Annotated in this window: 20 protein-coding genes; 12 read left to right on the top strand and 8 right to left on the bottom strand. The window is 41.0% G+C overall.

Annotation, left to right across the window (positions count from 1 at the left end; translation table 11 throughout):
• Positions 1-39 precede the first annotated feature (39 nt).
• The 3 genes from DCO56_RS30175 to ruvX all read right to left on the bottom strand — a co-directional run bounded on the left by DCO56_RS30175 (position 40) and on the right by ruvX (position 2,076).
• Entirely contained in the window at positions 40-816 is a 777-nt protein-coding gene (locus DCO56_RS30175; RefSeq protein WP_108634681.1) for a class I SAM-dependent methyltransferase, read from the bottom strand.
• Positions 817-1,093: 277 nt separating this feature from the next.
• Complete coding sequence (gene ybeY, locus DCO56_RS15485; RefSeq protein WP_108634680.1) at positions 1,094-1,522, bottom strand: rRNA maturation RNase YbeY; 429 nt, start codon at positions 1,520-1,522, stop codon at positions 1,094-1,096.
• Positions 1,523-1,662: 140 nt separating this feature from the next.
• Positions 1,663-2,076, bottom strand: coding sequence for a Holliday junction resolvase RuvX (gene ruvX, locus DCO56_RS15480; RefSeq protein ID WP_108634679.1), 414 nt, complete (start codon positions 2,074-2,076; stop codon positions 1,663-1,665).
• Between the two features lie 88 nt (positions 2,077-2,164).
• On the opposite strand from ruvX, the gene def reads away from it, so the two are divergent.
• A complete protein-coding gene (gene def / locus DCO56_RS15475; RefSeq protein WP_108634678.1) occupies positions 2,165-3,391 on the top strand; it encodes a peptide deformylase in 1,227 nt (408 codons plus the stop codon).
• A 119-nt stretch (positions 3,392-3,510) separates the two neighbouring features.
• On the opposite strand, the gene DCO56_RS15470 is transcribed toward def, so the two are convergent.
• A complete protein-coding gene (locus DCO56_RS15470) occupies positions 3,511-4,500 on the bottom strand; it encodes an aspartate-semialdehyde dehydrogenase (RefSeq protein WP_108634677.1) in 990 nt (329 codons plus the stop codon).
• A 403-nt stretch (positions 4,501-4,903) separates the two neighbouring features.
• Here DCO56_RS15470 and DCO56_RS15465 point away from each other — a divergent pair, with 403 nt between their 5' ends.
• From DCO56_RS15465 to trhO, 10 genes are all read left to right on the top strand, one after another.
• Complete coding sequence (locus tag DCO56_RS15465; RefSeq protein ID WP_108634676.1) at positions 4,904-5,851, top strand: NAD-dependent epimerase/dehydratase family protein; 948 nt, start codon at positions 4,904-4,906, stop codon at positions 5,849-5,851.
• A gap of 2 nt (positions 5,852-5,853) precedes the next feature.
• Positions 5,854-6,579: a YebC/PmpR family DNA-binding transcriptional regulator gene (locus DCO56_RS15460; RefSeq protein WP_104383596.1), complete on the top strand. Its 726-nt coding sequence runs from the start codon at positions 5,854-5,856 to the stop codon at positions 6,577-6,579.
• 120 nt (positions 6,580-6,699) lie between these two features.
• Positions 6,700-7,983, top strand: coding sequence for a hypothetical protein (locus DCO56_RS15455; RefSeq protein WP_108634675.1), 1,284 nt, complete (start codon positions 6,700-6,702; stop codon positions 7,981-7,983).
• Between the two features lie 65 nt (positions 7,984-8,048).
• Positions 8,049-8,792: a DeoR/GlpR family DNA-binding transcription regulator gene (locus tag DCO56_RS15450; RefSeq protein ID WP_108634674.1), complete on the top strand. Its 744-nt coding sequence runs from the start codon at positions 8,049-8,051 to the stop codon at positions 8,790-8,792.
• Between the two features lie 23 nt (positions 8,793-8,815).
• The gene (locus tag DCO56_RS15445; protein WP_108634673.1) at positions 8,816-10,276 is read left to right on the top strand and encodes a lipopolysaccharide biosynthesis protein; all 1,461 of its coding nucleotides are present in this window, start codon (positions 8,816-8,818) and stop codon (positions 10,274-10,276) included.
• Entirely contained in the window at positions 10,277-11,152 is an 876-nt protein-coding gene (locus DCO56_RS15440; protein ID WP_108634672.1) for a glycosyltransferase family 2 protein, read from the top strand. It abuts the gene before it with no gap.
• Positions 11,153-12,067, top strand: coding sequence for a glycosyltransferase (locus tag DCO56_RS15435; RefSeq protein ID WP_108634671.1), 915 nt, complete (start codon positions 11,153-11,155; stop codon positions 12,065-12,067).
• Positions 12,068-12,069: 2 nt separating this feature from the next.
• Positions 12,070-12,825, top strand: coding sequence for a glycosyltransferase family 2 protein (locus tag DCO56_RS15430; protein WP_108634670.1), 756 nt, complete (start codon positions 12,070-12,072; stop codon positions 12,823-12,825).
• Positions 12,825-13,040, top strand: coding sequence for a DUF3820 family protein (locus DCO56_RS15425; RefSeq protein ID WP_046673143.1), 216 nt, complete (start codon positions 12,825-12,827; stop codon positions 13,038-13,040). The genes DCO56_RS15430 and DCO56_RS15425 overlap by 1 nt, the downstream gene beginning before the upstream one ends.
• Positions 13,041-13,134: 94 nt before the next feature.
• Entirely contained in the window at positions 13,135-14,121 is a 987-nt protein-coding gene (trhO, locus tag DCO56_RS15420; RefSeq protein WP_108635105.1) for an oxygen-dependent tRNA uridine(34) hydroxylase TrhO, read from the top strand.
• 65 nt (positions 14,122-14,186) lie between these two features.
• On the opposite strand, the gene DCO56_RS15415 is transcribed toward trhO, so the two are convergent.
• The 4 genes from DCO56_RS15415 to DCO56_RS15400 all read right to left on the bottom strand — a co-directional run bounded on the left by DCO56_RS15415 (position 14,187) and on the right by DCO56_RS15400 (position 20,987).
• The gene (locus tag DCO56_RS15415) at positions 14,187-14,864 is read right to left on the bottom strand and encodes a DUF937 domain-containing protein (RefSeq protein WP_108634669.1); all 678 of its coding nucleotides are present in this window, start codon (positions 14,862-14,864) and stop codon (positions 14,187-14,189) included.
• Positions 14,865-14,991: 127 nt separating this feature from the next.
• The gene (locus tag DCO56_RS15410) at positions 14,992-16,251 is read right to left on the bottom strand and encodes a DUF5689 domain-containing protein (protein WP_108634668.1); all 1,260 of its coding nucleotides are present in this window, start codon (positions 16,249-16,251) and stop codon (positions 14,992-14,994) included.
• Positions 16,252-16,254: 3 nt separating this feature from the next.
• Positions 16,255-17,724 carry a SusD/RagB family nutrient-binding outer membrane lipoprotein gene (locus tag DCO56_RS15405; protein ID WP_108634667.1) on the bottom strand — a complete coding sequence of 490 codons (1,470 nt, stop codon included), beginning with the start codon at positions 17,722-17,724 and terminating at the stop codon, positions 16,255-16,257.
• Between the two features lie 11 nt (positions 17,725-17,735).
• The gene (locus DCO56_RS15400; protein WP_108634666.1) at positions 17,736-20,987 is read right to left on the bottom strand and encodes a SusC/RagA family TonB-linked outer membrane protein; all 3,252 of its coding nucleotides are present in this window, start codon (positions 20,985-20,987) and stop codon (positions 17,736-17,738) included.
• A 708-nt stretch (positions 20,988-21,695) separates the two neighbouring features.
• Here DCO56_RS15400 and DCO56_RS15395 point away from each other — a divergent pair.
• Positions 21,696-23,231 carry an IS1182 family transposase gene (locus DCO56_RS15395; protein ID WP_108634665.1) on the top strand — a complete coding sequence of 512 codons (1,536 nt, stop codon included), beginning with the start codon at positions 21,696-21,698 and terminating at the stop codon, positions 23,229-23,231.
• The last annotated feature ends 2 nt before the right edge of the window (positions 23,232-23,233 follow it).

The following is a 23,233-nucleotide window of genomic DNA, read 5'->3' as shown; positions in this document are numbered from 1 at the left end:
TACTGTTGTACAACGCTTTTTTTATGGATCATCGTTTTCTTATCTCCACATAAATCCACCAATCCTAAAAAAGCGGAGGAATTTATTGATCGCTGTTAGCGCCGGTTTCTTAATCTTCCATTTTAAACCACTTAAACCCGTTGGTGGAGCGTCAAAATCTTGTACTGTAGCGTTACCCGTTCTCATATGAGTAGGCGGCTGCATTTTACGTTTCTCAACAACCAAAATGCTATCGTAATAATGCAAAGAGTTGACCGAACGTGTAAACTCATTGACCTTTAGCCCCCGTTGTTCTGAATGATAGGCATTGATGTAATCAATAAAGTTCTTACTGTATTCGATAAATGTGCCATTTCGCTTATGTCCACCACCATAAAAAACTTGGTAAGAGGTATGCAGATCTTCACATAGATAGACACCATCCTCTTTTACATGCCCAAATAGTTCTTCAAATGTAATAATCTGTTGCAGCATGGTATGCCCGCCATCATCTATCAGAATATCTATCGGAGGAATTGACTCTTTCACTTTGCGCAGGAATTTACGGTCTGACTGAGATCCGATAAATATCTCGACGTTCTCCTCTTCCAGTGCTTTGCAGTTGGGGTTGATATCTACCCCGTAGATTTTTGCTTTGTCGCCAAAATATTTCTTCCACATCTGAAGGCTCCCGCCCTGAAAGACTCCTATTTCCAGCACGACAATCTCCTTACCTTTGAATCGGCGGAAATGACGATCGTATACATCGAAATAATGCATCCATTTGTTGATCAGCTTATCATTATTATTCCGGAAATATTCCTCTAACTCATTCATATTAGACACTTAATAAAAGGTGTAGAAAATTTGTGTCGAAACTAGCTAAATATAATCGAAAAGTCAAATTTTTTTTGATGGAAAAACAAACTGGATAACCTCGTATCAGCCATATTTTCAGCGCGGTTTATCCAGGAAGATCTGTGACAGCAAATGACAGATCACCTGCATGAAGAAAATAAACGAGTAAATGTCAAAAAGGATAAGCACCAACAGGAAGAATTACATACCTGAATGCGGCTCCGAGGTGCTAAGAAGAAAAAGTTATGATAAAAAACTAGAAATTTCGTTTTCCTAGATATTCATCTTCTTTCGCCGTCATCTTGGTTTTATCCGCAGGCTTTTTGTCCGGATATCCACAAAGATGCATAACACCGTGAATAATGACACGATGTAATTCATCGCGCTCGGCAACGTTAAATTTTTGTGCATTCTCCTGAATACGTTCCACACTGATAAAAATATCACCAGCAATGGTATCCTCGTCTTCTGATGAATCAAAAGTCACAATATCCGTATAGGTATCGTGATTCAGGTATTCTTTATTGATCTCCAACAGGTATGCATCCGAGCAAAGGATAAAGCTCAATTCGCCGACACGCTTAAACCCTTCGCCTTTAATCGCATCAGCGATCCATTGGCGAATCTTACCTTTTTCTTTTAGTTTATAATCTATGTCCTCTGTAAAAAATAATATGCTTTTCATCTGTAATTAAGTATTAAGTGAGCACACGGAGCCCAGTTTTCATCCCATCAGTTAGATGGATCTTATGATCTTCAAATCGATATTTCCCCACCCGCAAAGCTGTCATGTATCGGGAAAGAGATCATGCCATGAATTCTCATTTAAAAACTGCGGCTATCCATGTAGCTTTGTAAAATAATCGTCGCTGACACCGTGTCGATCAGGCCTTTCTGTTGACGGTCCTTTTTCTTCTTGCCACTTTGAGCAATGGCTGCGGAAGCCATTTTTGAGGTGAAGCGTTCATCAATTTCGACAACCGGGATCGCCGGATATATCTTTTTCAATTTACGCATAAACCCGACAACGTGCGAAGCTGATTCGGAGTCCGATCCATCCATTTGTCTGGGCTTGCCGACAACAAATGTTTCGATCTGTTCCGTTTGGAGGTAATCCGTTAGAAAAGTCCAAATATCCTGCGGATGTACTGTTGTCAGTGCCGTAGCAATAATTTGCATCGGATCGGTTACTGCAACCCCAATTCGTTTTGTACCGTAATCAAATGCCATTAACCTCATGGAACCATCTTTTTTTACAAAAGTACAATTTAGATATGAGTATTGAGATTAAAAAAGCTATACCTTTGATAGACTATTAAAAACACACATGAGAAAAACAGTTATTGCCAGCCTTTTTGTTGCATTTTGCCTATATGGCCATGCGCAGAGCAATTATGAGCAACAAATTTTGGCCCAGCGCAAGGAAAAAGCTTTGGAATTGGCCAAAGAACAATTTGGCCCGTTGAAGGCAGAACAAGTGGCTTCTTTGGATTACTTCCCTGTAAGCGCAAACTATAAAATCAAAGCCAATATAGAGGTCCTATTTGATGAACCTGTATTTCGTATGCCGACCTATGACGGCACCAGCAACGAGTACAAACGTTATGCGACAGTGACATTTCAATTGAATGGGACTGAAAGAACATTGAATATTTACCAGAGTGTGGCCTTATTTCAAAATCCTGTCTACAAAAAACATTTATTTTTACCATTTTTAGATCAGACAAATGGCCAGGAGAGCTATAGTGGTGGACGATATATCGACTTATCCACGGATGACATCAAGGGCAGTATCATTGAAATAGATTTTAATAAGGCTTACAATCCTTATTGTGCCTACAGCAACGGTTATCGTTGTCCGGTTCCCCCAGTAGAAAACAATTTAGAAACAAAAATTATGGCAGGAGAAAAAGCCTTTCATAAAGCGAAGAATGAGCGTCCCGTTAACCTAAATGGTGGACAGGAATTTACAGAAGCTGATAAGAAGATTATTTTGTCAGGGGATGAAAATACGCTTCTTCGTGTATTGCAAACTACCGATGAAAAAGATTTAAAGGTATTGAAAGCAACAAGCAATGATGTTAAATACAACGACCCGCTGGTAGAAACGCTTTCAAAGCGAATGTTTGCGACCGTTCGGGATCCAAATCACCCAGGCGTGGGAATAGCTGCTCCCCAAATTGGCATCAACAAAAATCTCATTTGGGTGCAGCGGTTTGACAAGCCGGAACAACCTTTCGAGTTTTATGTAAACCCCAAAATCCTATGGCGTTCGAAGCTAAAACGGAAGGGTGCCGAGGGCTGTCTCTCCATCCCCAACCGCAAAGAAGATGTGTTGCGGAGCTATGTAATCCGTCTACAGTACATCAACAAGGAAGGAAAAGTGATTGAAGAGAATATTGAGGGCTTTACCGCAGTAATCTTCCAGCATGAAACGGATCATCTCTTCGGAATATTATTTCCTGATCGTCTGGAGGAACAACAAAAAGAAAACTATTTCCCGCTAAATGATAAAATTGATTTTTCTATTTTACCAAAAACCTTGACACCGTAGTTTCAGATTTACTTGACATCCTCAACGTGCATGACTGGATATCAATCAACCATCATGCGTTATTAAAAAGCCCCCATGAACTGCTTCATGGGGGCTCAATATGATGGAATCTACTTGAGTTAGATCAATCCTTTTTCTGCCAATAGTTCAGCAACTTGAACAGCATTCGTCGCTGCACCTTTACGCAGGTTGTCTGCTACTACCCACATATTTAACGTATTCGGTTGCGATTCATCACGACGGATACGTCCCACAAAAACCTCATCTCTACCATGTGCATCTTTTGGCATCGGATATTGAAGATTAGCAGGATCATCAACAACGATACAACCACTTTGAGCAGCCAATGCAGCACGCACATCATTTAAATCAAAGTCATTTTCAAATTCGATGTTCAATGACTCGGAGTGCCCGCCCATCACTGGGATACGTACAGTTGTCGCCGTTACTTTGATCGAATCGTCGCGCATGATTTTGTTGGTTTCCAAAATCATTTTCATCTCTTCTTTTGTGTAACCGTTCTCCTGGAACACGTCGATATGCGGAATGACATTCAAATCAATCTGATAAGGATAAGCTTTCTCGCCTTCTTTACCGGCGCGCTCGTCCATCAACTGATTAACGGCTTTTACTCCAGTACCTGTTACGGACTGATAGGTTGAAACAACAACACGTTTAATTTTATATTTATCATGTAATGGTTTTAAGGCCACTACCATCTGGATAGTTGAACAATTCGGGTTTGCAATGATTTTATCATCAGCCGATAATACATCGCCATTTACTTCCGGAACGACCAATTTCTTCGTCGGATCCATACGCCAAGCGGAAGAATTGTCAATGACTGTAATTCCGGCTTCTGCAAATTTCGGTGCAAATTCTTTGGACGTATCGCCTCCCGCGGAGAACAATGCAACATCAGGTTTCAAAGCAATAGCCTCAGATGGTGTAACCACCTTATACTTCTTTCCCTTGAATTCAATTTCCTTACCCTTGCTGCGCTCTGAAGCTACCGGAATCAATTCTGTTACTGGGAAATTTCGCGCCGCCAACACGGTTAGCATCTCAGTACCTACAAGGCCTGTTGCGCCGACTACTGCCACTTTCATTTTTGTCTGTGTTTAAATTGTATATAAAATTTGTTATTTGATTTGTTTTTAGTTGATTCTTGAAGAATGAATTCTTCAAATTTAAAAAATATTCCGTAATTACGCTATTAAAATAATAAAATATCCCTCGTTCTGCTAAAAAAGTCACAACAGTTCCATTTTGTTATTCTCAACAACATAAACGGCTACGTTATGTTGACGCTATATGTCACAAAAAACTGAAGTAGCGATAATTCAAAAAAAATAAAAATTTTCGCTGCTCGTTCAAAAAAAAAGAACAAACGATTGAAACGGTTTAAAATCTCATAAAAACTGCGCCAAGAGTCTATAAATTAACATTTTTAGCGGACTATCCTTGACACCAGACAGTTGCTAGATACTGAAAAGCCTTTATATTTGCATCATGAAAGAAAGCATTATTATCATTGGTGCAAACGGCCAAATCGGTACTGAATTGGCAATCGCTCTGCGTAAAAAATTTGGTGCAGAAAATATTGTCACCACAGACATCAGAGAACCACAAACAAAAAGCCCCGACGAAAATTTTGAAATTGCAAATGTACTTGACAAAAATGGTCTTGAGTCATTATTTCAAAAATATAAACCTACTCAAGTATATTTATTGGCAGCGATGCTTTCTGCAACAGGCGAAAAATATCCTGAAAAGGCCTGGGAGCTTAACATGAATGGGTTGCTCAACGTGCTTGACCTTGCAGTTACGTATAAAGTTTCAAGAATATTCTGGCCAAGTTCGATCGCTGTCTTTGGTCCCCATTCACCAAAGGAGAATACAGCGCAATATTGCGTCATGGATCCCAATACAATCTACGGTATCAGTAAGCTTGCGGGCGAACGTCTTATCGAATGGTATCAGGAGCACCGCGGATTGGATATCCGTAGCGTAAGATATCCAGGTATTATCTCCTGGAAGACCGAACCGGGAGGCGGAACAACAGATTATGCTGTTGATATCTTCTATGAGGCCCTGAAAACAGGCACTTACGAATGTTTTCTATCTGAAAATACAGCATTACCCATGTTATACATGGAAGATGCCATCCGCGGTACACTTGAACTGATGGATGCCCCGCGGGAGAGCTTGAGCATCCGCCACAGCTATAACCTTGGCGGTATTACGTTTACTCCGAAAGAACTCGCACAAGAAATTAAAAAAATTCTTCCTAATTTTGCAATCTCTTACGTAGCGAATGACCCAAGACAGCAGATTGCCGATTCATGGCCTGCAAGTCTGGATGATTCATACGCAAGCAAAGACTGGAACTGGAAGCCAGCATTTGACATCCAGAAGATGACAGTCGATATGATTGAGAATCTTAAAAACAAAATATAACAATGGGAAGAGCTTTCGAATTCAGAAAAGAGCGGAAATTCAAACGCTGGGCTAAAATGGCCGTACAATTTACACGTTTAGGTAAAGAGATCGCTATGGCGGTTAAAGAAAGCGGCCCGCACCCTGAAACCAACTCGAGACTTCGCACGGCAATACATAATGCTAAGGCTGTAAACATGCCTAAAGATCGTATCGAAGCGGCTATAAAACGTGCTTCGGAGAAAGATTCAAAAGGTTATGAAGAATATGTATATGAGGGTTATGGCCCACATGGTGTTCCGGTTTTGATCGAAACAGCAACTGACAATACCAACCGTACTGTCGGAAATATCCGCAGCTATTTTACAAAAGCTGGTGGTTCATTGGGAAAAACGGGATCCTTGGATTTTATTTTCAATCGCAAATCCATTTTCCGTTTTGCGGCTACAGAAGAATTAGATCTTGAAGAATTGGAATTAGAGCTTATCGATGGCGGTTTGGAAGAATTATACGTTGAAGCTGATGAAGAAGGTAATGATGTTGCCGTAGTGCAGACTTCTTTTGAGGATTTCGGTAATATGCAAAAATTGCTGGAAGAGAAAGGTATCGAAGTAACCTCGGCAAAATTAGAACGTATCGCGTTATCGCATTCTGACATTACAGAAGAACAAGCTGCGGATGTATTGAAGATGATTGATAAAATCGAAGAGGATGATGATGTACAGGCGGTATACCATAATATGGCTTAAGCCATTTATCTCAAATAATATCTAAAAAGAGCGCTTGTCGCTCTTTTTTTATAAAAGGCCTCTCAGCGCCGTCAGAAAAATTACTACATTTGTAATAGACTATATCAAACTCATAACAGGATGACTTTTGAAGAATTTTTCACGAAAAAGAAAATTGATTTAAAAGCTTTAAAAGCTGCAGATGAACCCTTATTTGAAGAGTTCAAAGCACACTATTCTGCTATGGGAGAGAAAAGCTTTGATCATAGTAAGAAGTTTTGGTTCAACAAACTTCGGAAGAGCTTCCATCTGGCAGAAGAAGAAGCCGTGCTTATCAAAAAACCTGTCCAGACAGATCATGTGGAGACTGCGCCGGCTGCAAAGGACACCATTGCCGCAAAACCTGCAGGTTTCAAACCCCGGTTTAAAGCAGCTCCCCCAGCTGAGCCTGCTGATCAGAAAGAGGAACCGAAAACAGATCCATCCACAACACGTTCAGAAGCGACTGATAGTACAGTAGCAGAAACACCGAAGCCAGCTGGGTTTAAGCCCCGCTTTAAACCGGGCATCACTAAAAATACAGCGAATACAACTGAAACACCTACCCCTACAGATTCGTCAGGGGAATCGGTTCCAGAAACGCCGAAGCCTACGGGATTCAAACCACGGTTCAAGCCTGGCGTAACAAAAGCCGCTGCATCTGAACAGTCAGCACCTTTGGGAGAAAATCCAGTAACAGCTTCAGAGACGAAGGCTCCTGAAGCAGCTGAAACCGCCAAGCCAACGGGGTTCAAACCACGCTTCAAAGCGGGCGTAACGAAAACAGAAAGTGCGGATGCTGCTGCGGTTACTTCAGCTGAAGGCACGGACACGCAACCGACAGCTGAATCTGGCCAACCAATACCGTCGGATGCTGCGGCGAGTAATACGGTGACAACAGCTATTGAAGGACAAACAGACAATACTGATGACCACATAACAACCGCAGCAAACAAACCCGCAGGTTTCAAGCCGAGGTTTAAGCCCGGTGTGACGAAAACAGAAAGTGCGGATTCCACGCAAAAAAAGGCGACGCCAGTAGCGAACACCGTTGACAAGCAACAACAGGAAACTAGCGAGCAGGAGCCAACAATAGCGAAACCAAAAGGGTTTACACCTCGCTTTAAAGCAGGGATAACCAAAACAGCAAATACCGACTCGACACCGGAAGTGGTTCCACCAACAGAAGACCTGAACTTACAGCAGACCGCTGCCCCTACTCTACAGGCAACGCCGACACCTACGGAAAGCAACATGGACAAACCGACCGATGAACTGCAACAGGACAACGATACTACGCAGGAGCAGGCAGCGGCAAACAAGCCGACAGGATTTAAACCTCGCTTCAAAGCGGGATTAACAAAAATTGATAAAAAGGAAGAATAATTTTCACTACATTTAAACTGATTTTTTTCAATTAGTTTAGAAATTCCGATTAAAACCAAAGACCAATGTTAAAGGAAGAAAGACAAGCATTTATTATACATCAGATCAATCTACATAACAAAGTTTTATCTTCAGATTTAAGTGTTCAACTCAATGTATCCGAAGATACCATCCGACGTGACCTGAACGAGCTCGCAGAAAACGGCAAAGTTTTAAAAGTCTATGGTGGAGCACTCTCCAAGTCCTTTCAATTTCCTTTTCAGGATGGAAATGTCTACGCAAAAGAAGCGAAGAAAGAAATTGCAAAAAAGGCAAGCACTCTGATCTCCAATGGTATGACAGTACTTGTTGGCGGGGGAACGACCCTGATCGAGCTGGCGCGGACAATTCCGGATCATCTTCAATGTACCTTTTTTACCATCAGTCCACTAGTCGCATTGGAGCTCGCAGAGAAACCTAATCTCGAGGTGATCTTGGTCGGCGGAAAGCTTTCACGTAATACAAATATTGTGTCTGGCGCACAGGTAGCCAATGAATTAGCAGATTTAAAGGTAGACCTCTGTCTATTAGGAACCAATTCACTTTCTGTAGAAGACGGTGTTACTGACTCGGACTGGGAGGTGGTGCAGATCAAACGCGCAATGATCAAATGCTCCAAAAAGGTTGCTATACTCAGTATTGCGGAGAAACTTAATTCCGTTCAAAAAATGAAAGTAGTACCCTTACGTGATATTTCTTATTTGATTACCGATATCAATCCGACCGATGTTTCCTTAAAAGAATTTGCGAATACAATTGCAATACTTTAATATTGCCGCTCATTTAATTTAGCATGTCATCGCAAACGGAAAATGACTCTTTAAAATCAAAAACAACAAAAGGACTGCTGTGGGGCGGCATGGCCAGTATTATCCAGCAGTTTTTGGGATTCGGTTTCGGCATCCTGCTAAACCGTAAACTGGAACCGGAGGATTATGGTTTAATCGGTTTGATTACAATTTTTTCTGTACTGGCGTCCGCTTTCCAAGAAAGTGGATTTATATATGGTATCGTCAACAAGAAAGAAGTGCAGCATAAAGATTATAATGCCGTATTCTGGACAAGTGTTGGAATAGGCACATTAATTTATATTGTATTATTCTTTGCGGCTCCCCTGATTGCTTTACATTACGATCAACCGATACTGGTTGATCTGAGCCGCTTCACCTTTCTTTCTTTTTGGCTAGGCAGTTTTGGGGTAGCCCACAATGCATATCTCTTCCGGAATTTAAAAATCAAAGAGAGAGTAATTACAGGGACGCTGGCCCTTATCGCATCCAACAGTATTGGAGTCTACTTAGCCTATCAGGACTATGCTTATTGGGCTTTTGCCGTTCAGATTGTCTCCTATAGTGGTTTCAATATGTTGGGCTTTTGGTATTTCTCCAAATTCAGGCCTAACTTTACCTTTGATTTTCAACCGATACGCGATATTTTCGGCTTTAGCAGCAAAATATTGGTTACCAATATATTCATCTATATCAATAAAAATGTCTATGCCGCTGTTCTTGGAACGCATTATACCGAAAAAGAGCTCGGCTATACGATAAATCCTAATAAATGGAGCCAAATGGCTCAGTCTATTTTGACCAATATGGTCAATAATGTCACACAGCCGATCCTGCGGGAAATCGAACATGAAAAAGATCGACAGGTAAGGGTATTTCGCAAACTCATCTCCTTTACAGCTTTCCTGGCTTTCCCAATGCTCTTTGGCTTAACCACAGTTGCACAAGATTTTATTGTAATAACGATCACGGAAAAATGGCTACAGAGCGCGATATTTCTTCAGATTTTCTGTATCGGTGCGGCTTTTGACTCAGTAAGCAATGTCTTCTCTAGCCTGATTATCAGCAAAGGGAAATCCCAGGTCTATATGCGCAATATCGTTGCTTTTGGTTTACTTCAAATTGCAATTTTAGTTTTTGGAAAATCACTGGGTATCGAAACGCTTATCGCATTGACCTCCGGATTAAACGCGCTATGGATATTTGTCTGGTACGCTTCGGCCAAACCCTATATGACCTATTCATTAGGCTATCTGATTCAGGATGTTTTTTCGTATGCTGTACTAGCCGCTATCAGCTGTTTGGCTGCACATTACGTCACTGCATCTATTGCCAACCTGTACCTTCGGTTTGCAAGTACTATTGCTGTCGCCGTATGTGCATATATCATCGTCAATAGAATCTTTAAGCCGAGTATTTTGCTTGAATTATTCAGCTATTTCATCACAGTTATACGAAAAAAATAGATGGCCAGGATTCTCACCATAATCGTTTCTTATAATTTTGAACCCTGGATTCACAAGTGCTTACCCAGCTTGTTAGCATCAAGCCATCAAACGGATATCCTTGTTATAGATAATAACTCAAGGGATCATACTACTCATATCATCAAAGAAACTTATCCTACAGTCAGACTAATAGAAAGCCCCGAAAACCTCGGTTTTGGAAAGGCCAACAACATGGGGTTGGCCATCGCCCTGGAAGAAGATTATGATTACGCCTTTTTGGTCAATCAGGACGCCTGGATAGATCGGAACTGCATAGCCAACCTAATCAAGGTAAACACCACAAACATTGGAATTATTTCCCCCATCCACTATGATGGTACGGAGGAAAAACTCGACCATGGATTCTCAGTCTATACGAAGCATACACAGCTTGAAAACTCCTATCGAACCTGTTCATTCGTCAACGCTGCTTTTTGGTTGATACCAAAAGCTGTCATCAAAAAAGTAGGGGGGTTTTCTCCAATTTTCTTCCATTATGGAGAAGATAAAGATTATGCCAACCGCATCTATTATTATGGATTGAACTTTGTGTTGGCCGAAGATGCCAAGGCTTATCACGACAGACAGCAGCGCCAAGTAGATCGCAAAGCTTTTCTAAAGAGCGAATTCGTCTATCATCTGACAGAATATTGCAATATCAATTATACGTTCACAAAAGCTTTTTCGATGGCTATATTAGCGAGCGTAAAGAAAATGCTGTCTTCTTTAAGTAAAGGTCGTATTTTTGAAACAAGAAGTTATTTCAATATTGCTCTTAGACTATTGGGTACGACCGGAGCAGTCCGTGATACCCGTCAGGCTAATAAAAAAGCATTTAACAAAATTTTTCGATAGATGAACAGTCTTGCTCCAGTTTTACTCTTTGTGTATAATCGTCCGGCACATACGCTGAAGACACTCACAACACTTGAGAAAAACCAGTATGCGGATCAGACGATCCTCTATATCTATTCGGATGCGGCCAAAGATGAGCGCGCGATTGAGGCTGTGGATGAGGTCCGTAGGATTATTAAAAAACCCTGGCATTTTAAACAGATTAAAATTGTCGAAAGGGACAAAAATTGGGGACTGGCTGCGAATGTGATTGATGGTGTCACCAAAGTTGTGCATGAACATGGGCAGATTATCGTTTTAGAAGACGATCTTGAAACATCTTCATTTGCGCTTGATTATTTTAACAAGGCGCTAGACCGTTATCGGGAAGATGAACAGGTCATGCAGATCAGTGGCTACGGTTACCCGGTACAAAACCTGAATCAGCTTCCTGAAACATTTTTCTTTCGGGTCGCCAATAGCTGGAGCTGGGCAACATGGGATCGTGCGTGGCAACATTTTAACCCAGACATAGATGAGCTTGTTTCTGATTTTTCGGAGGAACAGATTCACCAATTCAGTATTGAAGGAAAAGAGAACTTTTGGAAGCAGGTACAGGAACTTCGCAGTGGAAAGATCAATTCCTGGGCAATCCGTTGGTACGCTTCGGTATTCAAAAAAAATGGACTAGTTTTGTATCCGAGGAATTCGATGACACAGAATATCGGCAATGATGGTTCAGGCACCCATACGGCTGCAGAATCAACCTATCAGGTTACATTGGCTGATCATCCTGTAGTTTTTTTTCCAACAGAAATAGCGGAGAATAAGCAGGCCTATGATGCTATAAAATATTTCTATGCACATCGGAAAGGTTCTTTACTCAGGCGGGGCATCCGGTTCCTCAAGAAAAAAATTAACGAATTCAATAAATAGACATGGCTGCTCATCCAAAATTTTCAATTATCACTGTCGTTTACAATAATGTGCGGGATATTGAGCACACCATTACATCGGTTGTTAACCAGACTTACGACAATATTGAATACATCGTCATTGACGGGGAATCATCCGATGGTACATTGGCAGTTATCCATAAATATCAGGACAAAATTGCGGTTTTACTATCCGAAAAAGACAAGGGCATTTATGATGCAATGAACAAAGGCTTGGCTCTGGCGACAGGTGAATATGTTCTTTTTCTGAATTCGGGCGATGAAATATACGATCTCAATAGCATCGAAAACTTGGCGAAACTCAGTAATGATGCCGATATCCTCTACGGTGAAACCATTCTAATAGACGAGGATAGAAATATTATTGGTGAACGAAGACATAAAGTACCCGCAAATTTTGACTGGAAGAGCTTTCGCTATGGCATGAATATCTGTCATCAGGCGATCTATATCAAGCGAAGTATTGCAGAACCCTATGACCTCAATTACAAACTATGCGCGGATATAGATTGGGTCATCCGCTGTGCTAAGAAGGCAAATAAATCTGTTAATGCGCATCAATATGTAGCGCGTTATCTCGTCGGTGGGATGTCAAAACAGAAACATAAGGAGTCGCTAAAAGAACGCTTCGCCATCTTCAAACACTATTACGGCACCATTCCCAATTTATTCAATCATGGGATTATCGCTTTAAAAGCGATCTGGTACCGCATTAATTACGGAAAACCCCAAGACTAATGCTAAATCCCGAAATTCTCACTGAACTTGTAACAGTTAAAATGCCTTTTGGCAAATATCAAGGCTACACGTTGTGTAATCTCCCGGAACCCTATTTGGTCTGGTACAATCAAAAAGGATTTCCCAAGGGCAAATTAGGCCAACAACTGGCCACACTGTACGAGATCAAGCTAAATGGGCTGGAATACCTCCTGGAGCCTTTGAAGAAAAGGTGACGAAGGTCATTTTCATCCATTTATTATTTTTCGTAGCTTTGCAGTGAATTTATTTTTGCATTAAACGCCGTTTGCAGCGGTATCAATGAATATCATGACACAATATCAAACATTGCTGTACTATTGTTACAGCCCTATCGAAAACGCAGAACAATTTGCGGCTGACCACCTTGAATTTTGTAAATCACTTGACTTAGTAGGACGTATCATCGTCGCTGACGAAGGCTTGAATGGTACTGTTTCGGGCACTACTGAAGCATGTCAGCAGTATATGGATGCAATTTATGCGGATGGTCGTTTTAACAAAACAGAATTTAAAATCGATCATGTTGAAGAGCCCTCTTTTATCAAGATGCATTGCCGTTACAAAGCAGAAATCGTGCATTCCGGTTTAAGAGACCCTAAAGAAATCGATCCAAACCGCCAAACAGGTGTGCATCTGGAGCCAAAAGATTTCTTGGCGATGAAAGATCAGGAAGATGTCGTAGTATTGGATGTACGTTCAAACTACGAACATAGTGTAGGGCGCTTTAAAAATGCAGTGACCTTGGACATTGATAATTTCCGCGAGTTTCCAGAAAAGATCAAAGAACTGGAACAATATAGAGGAAAAAAAATATTGACGTATTGTACGGGCGGTATCAAATGTGAAAAAGCTTCTGCCTTATTATTAAAAGAAGGATTTGAAGATGTCTACCAATTACACGGCGGGATCATTAAATATGGCAAAGAAGCGGGTGGCGAAGATTTCGAAGGACAGTGCTATGTATTTGACAATCGTGTCACGGTAGATGTCAATTCGGTCAATCCATCTGTCGTATCGACCTGCTTCAATTGTGGTAAACAGACGACTAAGATGATCAACTGTGCCAATCCGGTATGTAATGAGCATTTTACCCAATGTGATGAATGTGGCTGGGAAATGGACGGCTGTTGTTCGGATGCCTGTAAGGAAAGTCCAAATAAACGGGAATACGATGGAACAGGATACTATGTAAAGATACCACAACCTGTCAATGTAGACAAAATCAGCAAGAGAAAACATAAGAATTTCCCACCTAAAGTAAAGGTCGAAAATTAATTCTATAAAACATAAAAAAGTCGGGAACTGTTCAGTTTCCGACTTTTTTATATTTTAAGATTACCTTACTTCGCAAACATTCCAGCGATTGAATCGAGAATATTTCCCTTGGATTGACCATCGTTACTTTTGTCAAAGAAGCTACCGGCCAAACCACCCAACACGTCAGTCATACTCCCCCCTGCAGAAGCTTGTGGTGTTTCCTGTGCGGACTCTTCTTGTCCACCACCTAAAAATGAACCAAGGATCCCCCCTAGCATACCACCGCCGGCACTTTGACCTCCGCCGCCCAAAACAGAACCTATCAGATCACCAATGCCGCCACCGCTGGACGCCTGTTTTTGTTGACCTAGATATCCCATGACTATAGGCGCGAGTGTTGCCAAAACACCGGTTACCTGAGCAGAACTGATACCCGCTTTATCGGCAATATTCTGCGTCACTACTTCTGTATTTTGCCCAAACATATGGTTGACAATCTTGTTCCCGTCGTCAGATCCGCCCTGACCAAATAAATCACCTATTTTATCGAAGATACCGCCACCGCTATGTTGATCGATCGCTTTGTCGATGTTTTCCGATTGACCTTTGTTTTTCGCATTGTAATTCAATGCTGCGATCATTAAAGGAACGGCCGCTGCAACGATCCATTTTGCTTTGGATTCACTGATGCCTGTCATTTTAGAAATGGCTTCTATTGCTTTCGAGCCAACTCCGCCTGTAACTAAGTCTGTTAAGTTCATAAGTCTTCGTTTATAGTTACGATGAAGATAACGATTTTTTATGAAGAGTTTAGAAAATATATGCCAACAACAGAAAGCCCTGTGGAGTGTTAACTACACAGGGCTTTTATAGGATCAACGATTCGATCTAATAGCTCTTATAGATCGCAATATCATCCAGACCTAGTCTTCCATTATTAATGACATTATTACTCGTTCCGAGACCGAGTTTAGTAACCCTGAAGCGAACAGCTCCTTGGACATTCATTAAGAATACAGCTTGCTTTGAATTCATACTTTCAGTCGTGGTGTGCGCATCTGCTATGGATTCACCTGTTTGTATCCATGTTGCACCTTGATCCGTAGAATACTCCAACTTAAAGGTACAGGAACGATCCGTCCAATAAGAACCATACCAAAGTGTCACTTTGGAAGCGCCATTTGGTACATCAAAATTCATCTGCACATAACCATCCACGCTTAAGTTTTGTTGCATACGTATCGCATTTTTACCCGAGACAATACGGTCACGACCAGCAGTAGTACCCAATATTGCCTGATATAACTTCCATTGCCCAGTTGGGAAAGACACGTCATTCTTTTCACCCATATCGTAACTTCCTTTCACACTCGCGTCTACAGCATCAAAAGTCTCTGGCCATCCAGCATATAATTTGCCGCTCGCGAAAGCCATGTCGGAATAGTCCTGCATACGAATCTGCAGCTTATCCCCTTCTCTAAATGCTATTCCTCTAAAAGAGGCACTTGGAGCAATAGGCTGTCCCGCAAATGTTGCATCATTCTCTGTATGCAAGGTAATTTCATTTTTATCTCCGTCAATCAAAGTCCTCTCGCCTTTTAATGCAGTCCCTGCAGCAGGTTCAGGATCAACTTCTGCCGTAACATTAATATAAGTCGATTCAAATTCCTCAAATTTTGCCTTTAAATTTGCGACCGACACCGGCAATGGGGCAACATTCTTATTTGATGCGAAGACAGTGACCTGTTGATTATTCACTGCAGATAAAAACATTAAACCCGATTTCTTGGTTAATTTTGTTCCATTAATATTGATCTGAACAGAGTCGCCAAATTTAAAGCTTGAAGCATCAGTGACTTCAACCAATATTCCTCTTCGTTGGTTTCGCCAGATATTCTGAACGGCAATAGTATTTTCGGGCAAGTTCTTATTCTCCGCACGTGAGACCACAAGTGCCTTAACATACTTGGCGCCTAGTGCATTGGATTCATTAAGCTGCAAATCCATATTCTTGTGAAGACTACGTAATGTATATAATGATATTTCAGGATTTAATTCCCCAATAGACTCATTGACGTCTTCTTTACAACCTGTCAGGAGCGTTGACATCGCCAACACGGCCCATATTACTAACTTTAACTTTTTCATGCACTAATTGATTGTAGGTTGCCACCACATTTTTTCGTTGATTCCATCCCCGCCCATACGACTAACAGCTTCTTGGTAATTTTCTCTGTTAAGAGACTGAACAATAATTGGATAATTTAACCTAATCGGCATTTTTCCATTATTTAATAAGCCAGGACCTTTGTACAGATCCAATAGTTGGGTTCGACGGTATTCATACCATTGTTGAAAATCAGTAAACATCATGGCAAAATACTTTTGTAGATGTACTTTTTTTAGTTTTTCAGTTTCGGGATCAGTGCTGGAAAAAGCTACTTTTGGATTTGTTAGATAAGTTTCCGGTGCTATTGTTCCCCAAAATTCCATAGCTGCATTTACACCCTTTAAATTTGCGGCTGAAGCATCGACATTAGCATAACCTCTGATGCCACATTCGGCGATAATAAATTGCAATTCGGCATAATTCATGATATTCCCCATACGAGCCTCAGATTTTAAGGCGAGCTGCAGTGTTGATTGAATCTCAGGGACATTACCTCTTTTGTAGCCCGACTGCATACCGCCATATACGCCTAAGGTAGCCTCCGTAGCCCATATCTTAAGACGTGGATCACCAAGGTCCATAAGATTATTAATCAAAAATTCAGCATAGCCTTTTGAACGGTTAAAATCGAAATCCCGCATTGTGAAATTGGGATTCATATACGGCTGCACATTAGTATAATACAATGCCGCTGTTTCGGCGTTACTTTGCATAATTGGATATTCAGCCGCATTGGTTTCTAATATCTCCTTGATCTTTACAGTAGCATTCGTTTCCGTTTTATGTGCAACCCGCAAAAGTAACCGCAAATACAAGGAATTTCCAAATTTGCGCCATTTTTCCGGATCTGAATTATAAATTGGATCCATTGCCGTATTGGCCGACTCAACCGCCACCTTCTCTTTCAATAAGCCGTTGGCTTCCTCCAGTTTTCGGAAAATATCCTTATAGATATCCTCCTGTTTATCAAATTTTGGCGTGAGATTATTCTCGGAAAAACCTTTGTTACTATCAAAATAAGGCACATCACCATACATGTCGGTGATCAGCGAGCTCACCCAGGCATCCAGTATCAGGGAGATTCCCTGATATGTTTGATAACCTTTCTGTTGACCGGCAAGTGCTTTTTGGTACATATCTCGGATATTGGTCAATTGCACATACCAGCCGGACCAGCTTGACTCTGATTCAGATGGCCTAATCTCGTAGCGCTGTATTTCCAAATTATCGTTTACGGTAACCGTAACCTGCATCAATTCATTGTTAATCCGTAAATTGCGCGATAGATTAGTGCTCAGCAGACTGACCAATGCGGGGGCTAATAGGCTCTGGGGTGCCGCTGCCGCAACGGCATTGGGATTGGTATTCTTTTCTACAAAATCCTTGGTACAGCTTTGGAATGCCAAACTTCCAAGCATCAGTAGACTTGCTATACGAATATGTTTCTTCATAATGTCAATAGTTAAAATGAAAACGATAGATTTACGCCCATTGTCCGCGTCGAAGGAAACTGAGCTATTTCAGCTCCTTTTTCAATACCACTGGAAGTCAAAGAAGCGAACTCTGGATCAAAAGCCGGCCATTTAGTAAAAACGAACAGATCCCGCCCATATACACCAATAGATGCTTTTTCAATTTTGTAACGGCTTAAAAAAGATTTGGGCAATGCGTAGTCCAAACGCACTTCTCTGAGTTTAATAAAGTCTGTTGAGAATGTATTGGACTCAATATTATCACGGTTGAAATGTCTGGCATAGTAATCACCGGCTTCTGCAACCACTGTATTTTTGCTATAGCTGCCATCCGGATTCCGCACAACACCGTCACCGATAATTCCATTATACCGTCCGGGTAGCGTTTTCTTCAACTTTCCTTCCTCCATTAACACCGCATGTGTCAATGAATAACCTACACCACCAAACTGTCCGTCAAATAAAAAATTAAATCGGAAACCTTTATATTTAAATTCATTCCCCCAACCGAATTTCGTCGTTGGATTTGGATTGCCGATATAGATATTATCTTGAGTCAATACAGGAACGCCACCCTCGTAAACGATCTTTCCCTCGGAGTTTCTTTCATAACCTAAACCCCAAATATCTCCAAATCGACGATCAGGAATTGCGACAACTGAACCTCGACTACCAAATAAGGTCGACAGCACAAGCTGCCCTTCGAAAGCAGCAGGAATAGACAACACCTTAGAATCGTAATGGGTAAAGTTTCCATACATATTCCAGTTCAGCTTATCTTGGCTTTTCAATATATCCCCCGATAAAGCGATCTCAATCCCCTTACTTCGAACTTCTCCTGCATTGGTATATCGGAGCCGATATCCACTTGACGGATCCACAGGAGGCTTAATCAGCTGTTTATCAGTGGTAGTACTATATACGGTAAGATCTAGCTTAATCCGGTCTTTAAACATTCGAAAATCTGTTCCCAATTCATAGGAAGTTGTACGCTCTGGTTGTAAGTTCTCATCAGGCACCGTTGTCGGGTTAGTAAGCCCGCCATTAAACCCAATCGCGCTTTGATACGCATAGGAATTTCCATAGGGCTCTGTACCACCGCCACCGACCCCAGCTATGGAAGCCCGTAATTTCCAATAGTTGATTGATTTTGGCAGTTCAAAAATCTGGCTTAAGATAAAACTCGTGTTAACAGATGGATAAAAGAACCAGGCAACCTCATTTCTCTTTGGTGAGGCTAGCGTACTCGCCCAGTCTACCCGACCTGTAAAATCAATAAAGTACTTTTCCTTGTAACTATAATTGGCCAAACCATACACACTATGTATGGCATATTCTTCCCGATAAGGATCATAAAGTACTCTTTCACGTGCATTAGCAAAATTATACTGATTTGGATAAAGTAAACTATTTGCCTTTGCATCATCCTTAATATACTTCCTATTTATTAAAGCCCCACCTGCGGAAATACCAAAACGGTGATCTTGCAACCGCTGGTTATTGTACTGCATAAGGAAGTCTGAATTCCGCTCTTCGGCATAGATAGACTGTTCGCGATAGTAACCGAAAGCATATTTATTTGTATCAAAGGGTCTTGACTGCTTACGTTTATCATACCCCATATCAATTCCTGTCCGGAGCATCAAGCTCAGCTCATTGGTAAATTTATAATCCAATTGCACATTTCCGATCAGATTATTTTTATTTTGCGCATTCACCATATCGTAGGATATTGTTCTTGGATTATCTAACAAGCCCGAGAATGGTGTCATTTGTTCAATTCCCTCTTTGCCTGGAATCCAATTTTGATCTAACCATGCGGCATCTATGTTAGGGGTGATACCACGGACAAAATACATATAGCTTTGGTTATTATAGCCACTATTGGGTAGGTTATCCGATCCTCTATTATTAAAGTTAATCTTCGTGGATAAACTCAATTTATCTGTAATTTTATTACTAAACTGCATTGCAATGGTGTGGCGATTATAGCCCATATTGGGGATAATCCACTTATTCCTTACATTGGTATAGGAAAAACGGGCTGTTGTTTTCTCCGTAGACCCTGAAACACTAATGGAATTTGTTGAAGTCAGTTCCGTTTGGAACAGGTCTTTTCGGTTATTTTCATACGGGCGCCACAGCGTACGTTCCGCAGGGGTTAGTCTATAATTAGCAGGATCGTATTGGTAAAAGTATTGGCCATCAAATTTTGGCCCCCAGGCAGAAGAAGTACTCAAGGTACTTGCACCATCTTCCGATTGTCCGTAAGAATAATACAAGTCTTGTCCAACGACACCCTGCCCATATTCATATTGATAATCGGGCCATCGATTAATGGTTCCGATAGCTGTATTCGAATTGACGGTAACCCCGATTCTATTTTGTATCCCCTTTCCTTTTTTTGTTGTAATAATGACCGCGCCATGGGCACCACGATACCCATATAGTGCTGCGGCGCCCGGCCCCTTCAAAACCGAAACCGATTCGATATCCTCAGGATTAATATCGGCCAAAGATGATCCAAAATCTACAGGTGAATCAGCATCCAAATAATTAGAATTGCCTGTTCCCGTCATTGTGACTCCTCCCCCCATAATTATTCCATCCACGACAATCAAGGCATCATTTTGACCTGTCAGGGACGTTTCGCCACGTAGGATAACTTTATTAGACCCCAATGGTCCTGCACCAGATTTAACCAGATTCAAGCCAGCGACCTTACCCGTCAACGCATCTGTCCAGTTGTTAGAAATCGCATTTGTCAATTCCTCCCCTTTTACCGTACTAATGGAATAACCCAGCGCTTTTTCTTCTCGTTGGATACCTAATGCTGTGACAACGACTTCATTCAGTGCCTCAGAGGTAACATTTAACGCAATCTGAGCATCCGTCTGTGCTGTTGCAAAGCTCTTCGTGTGTGACTCATAGCCAATTAATTGAAAACGGATCGAAGCACCCGCTTCAACCTCGATTTCAAAATGACCCGTTCGATCGGTCGTCCCTTTAGGTACCCCCCCCACCAGGATAGATACCGATGCCAAAGGTTCCTTTGTCTGATTATCTACGACTTTTCCTTTTACCTTAATCTTGGTTTGATTAAACGAATGTACAGCTTCGCCATGCTTTATTGAAGCTGCTGTTGCGGTAAGATCCATATTGCCTGCCATCGCCAACGCTATGAAGAGCAATTTTGAGGAGGAGTGCCTCAGATTAATTTGGATAGGGTTAATACTAAACATAGATATGAATGTGGATTGTAATTTTTCAATTTGGCACAAAAATATATTCTTAACAAAAAGTTAGTTTTAATTTAATGTTTTCTTTGTGTTAAGAATTGTTTCGAATTAGATTTCCTTTTGAAAATACAACAATCTTTTTGAATATTGTTTTATATATCAAAAGAGTCTAATTAGCTCCAAATTGCAATTATCAGGTTCAAATAAAATTGTTAGTTCTGGTTATTTGTTTATTATACAATCGAAAATAATTAATATTTCCCAAAAAACGAAATAAATCGAAATTATTTAAAAGAAAACAATCCAATAAAAAACTAACCCTCAGCGGATTGCATAGCAAGGAAACACAACAAAAGAAAAAAACTGCGATTGGCACTCAAAGCAAACTCCCAGCCACACATTTTAAATCCACTAAGGTTGGCTAAATTACATGCTTACAATACTATATTGATACTACATCAATACTGTACCAACACTACAATTATACTTCAATGTAGCAGCAGGGTGAGATAATATTATTTTATACAAATAAGGTGTACAAGTATCAATGAGGTTTAAATTCTAAGAGCTAAATTACTGATACTTTTTACTCCGGCTAAAAAACAACAAGAGGTTGTCTCAAAAAGACAGCCTCTTTTTTATATTATTTCATTATGTTTAATTTGGTTCAATTAACTGATTTTCATATATTTAAAGTGTAAAAAAAGATATATGTCATCTCAAAGATCTACTTTTAAGCCTTACTATCAGGACCAGATTATGGCAATTCCTCCAACTTTGGACGAATTGGTCTCCAAAGGACATCCGGTACGTATTGTTAACGATGTGATCAACCGTATCAACATACAGGGTCTTTTGGATGCCTACAAGATAAAAGGCTGTTCCAGTTATCATCCGCAAATGCTGTTGAAGGTTCTGGTGTTTGGCTATGTAAGCAATGTCTACAGCAGTCGGAAACTGGAAACAGCCTGCCGGGAGAACATCAACTTCATGTGGCTGAGCGGCATGAGCTACCCCGATCATAATACTATCAACAGATTTCGTGGTGTCCGCTTAAAGGAAGCACTTCGCAGTGTATTTGAAGAAGTTGTTAAGCTCCTGGCCGAAGAAGGGTTGTTAAGCATAGAAGATGTCTACACCGATGGCACCAAGATAGAGGCTAATGCAAACAGATACACTTTCGTTTGGAAAAAAGCTATCCATACCAATAAGGAAAAGATGAAAGCTGCTTTAAAAGATATATGGGACTACGCCCAAAGTATCGCCAAGTCGGAGGACAACCTTCCGGATCCTCCCGATCTGACGACAATTGACAGCGAAAAAGTCCGGGCTACGGTCGATAAGCTGAACAGGGTCTTATCCGACAAAGCTTCGGTAAATAAGAAGATGAAAGCAAAGTTGCGTTATGTAACCAAAAACTATCCGGAGAAGATCGCACAATATGAAGAGCAGGAAGCTACCCTGGGAGACAGAAACAGTTATAGCAAAACAGATCCCGATGCCACCTTTATGCGGATGAAAGAGGATCATATGAAAAATGGCCAGCTCAGACCAGGATATAATATCCAGATATCCACGTCCAATCAATACATTGTCAATTATACCATACATTCCAATCCCACAGATACCAGAACATTATCCGGTCATTTGCAACAACATGAGGACAGCTTTGGAAAAACACCGGGAACCCTTACCGCGGATGCCGGTTATGGCAGTGAAGAAAACTATGCATTACTGGCAGCAAAAAATATTGAGGGCTATGTGAAATATGGTATGTTTGACAAAGGGCAGAAAAAGAGCTGTCGGGATAAGAAACCATTTTCTGCAGATAAATTACATTATAATCCTTCACAGGATTGCTATATCTGTCCAATGGGACAGGAAATGCATTGTATAGGTACATTTAACCAAAAGACCTCCGCAGGCTTCCGGCAGGAAATCAAAAAGTATCAGGCAAAAAACTGCACAAACTGCCCGTTGAATGGCGCCTGTCACAAATCACAGGGAAATAGGATCATCGGGGTGAATAAGCAACTTGAGATGTACAGGGACAGGGCATACGAATTGCTCAACAGCGATGTAGGTGTAGCCAAACGAAAACAGAGGTGCCATGATGTCGAACCTGTCTTTGCAAACATTAAACAGAACCATGGGTTCCGAAGATTTATGCTCCGGGGTAAAGAAAAAGTGTCCATAGAATGGGGATTATTGGCAATAGCGCAAAATCTAAGAAAAAAAGCGGCCTAAAA

Origin of the sequence: Sphingobacterium athyrii, from assembly GCF_003071065.1 — a bacterium.
GTDB lineage: Bacteria > Bacteroidota > Bacteroidia > Sphingobacteriales > Sphingobacteriaceae > Sphingobacterium > Sphingobacterium athyrii.
This window is presented reverse-complemented; position numbering and strand designations above follow the sequence as displayed.

Bases quoted from the DNA above. Each gene is read 5' to 3' on its own strand.
- DCO56_RS15465 (WP_108634676.1), top strand. From the start codon at position 4,904: ATGAAAGAAAGCATTATTATCATTGGTGCAAACGGCCAAATCGGTACT.
- def (WP_108634678.1), top strand. From the start codon at position 2,165: ATGAGAAAAACAGTTATTGCCAGCCTTTTTGTTGCATTTTGCCTATAT.
- DCO56_RS15440 (WP_108634672.1), top strand. From the start codon at position 10,277: ATGGCCAGGATTCTCACCATAATCGTTTCTTATAATTTTGAACCCTGG.
- DCO56_RS15395 (WP_108634665.1), top strand. From the start codon at position 21,696: ATGTCATCTCAAAGATCTACTTTTAAGCCTTACTATCAGGACCAGATT.
- DCO56_RS30175 (WP_108634681.1), bottom strand. From the start codon at position 816: ATGAATGAGTTAGAGGAATATTTCCGGAATAATAATGATAAGCTGATC.
- DCO56_RS15410 (WP_108634668.1), bottom strand. From the start codon at position 16,251: ATGAAAAAGTTAAAGTTAGTAATATGGGCCGTGTTGGCGATGTCAACG.
- DCO56_RS15430 (WP_108634670.1), top strand. From the start codon at position 12,070: ATGGCTGCTCATCCAAAATTTTCAATTATCACTGTCGTTTACAATAAT.
- DCO56_RS15460 (WP_104383596.1), top strand. From the start codon at position 5,854: ATGGGAAGAGCTTTCGAATTCAGAAAAGAGCGGAAATTCAAACGCTGG.
- DCO56_RS15400 (WP_108634666.1), bottom strand. From the start codon at position 20,987: ATGTTTAGTATTAACCCTATCCAAATTAATCTGAGGCACTCCTCCTCA.
- ruvX (WP_108634679.1), bottom strand. From the start codon at position 2,076: ATGAGGTTAATGGCATTTGATTACGGTACAAAACGAATTGGGGTTGCA.
- DCO56_RS15445 (WP_108634673.1), top strand. From the start codon at position 8,816: ATGTCATCGCAAACGGAAAATGACTCTTTAAAATCAAAAACAACAAAA.
- DCO56_RS15450 (WP_108634674.1), top strand. From the start codon at position 8,049: ATGTTAAAGGAAGAAAGACAAGCATTTATTATACATCAGATCAATCTA.
- DCO56_RS15455 (WP_108634675.1), top strand. From the start codon at position 6,700: ATGACTTTTGAAGAATTTTTCACGAAAAAGAAAATTGATTTAAAAGCT.
- ybeY (WP_108634680.1), bottom strand. From the start codon at position 1,522: ATGAAAAGCATATTATTTTTTACAGAGGACATAGATTATAAACTAAAA.
- DCO56_RS15435 (WP_108634671.1), top strand. From the start codon at position 11,153: ATGAACAGTCTTGCTCCAGTTTTACTCTTTGTGTATAATCGTCCGGCA.
- DCO56_RS15470 (WP_108634677.1), bottom strand. From the start codon at position 4,500: ATGAAAGTGGCAGTAGTCGGCGCAACAGGCCTTGTAGGTACTGAGATG.
- DCO56_RS15415 (WP_108634669.1), bottom strand. From the start codon at position 14,864: ATGAACTTAACAGACTTAGTTACAGGCGGAGTTGGCTCGAAAGCAATA.
- DCO56_RS15405 (WP_108634667.1), bottom strand. From the start codon at position 17,724: ATGAAGAAACATATTCGTATAGCAAGTCTACTGATGCTTGGAAGTTTG.
- DCO56_RS15425 (WP_046673143.1), top strand. From the start codon at position 12,825: ATGCTAAATCCCGAAATTCTCACTGAACTTGTAACAGTTAAAATGCCT.
- trhO (WP_108635105.1), top strand. From the start codon at position 13,135: ATGACACAATATCAAACATTGCTGTACTATTGTTACAGCCCTATCGAA.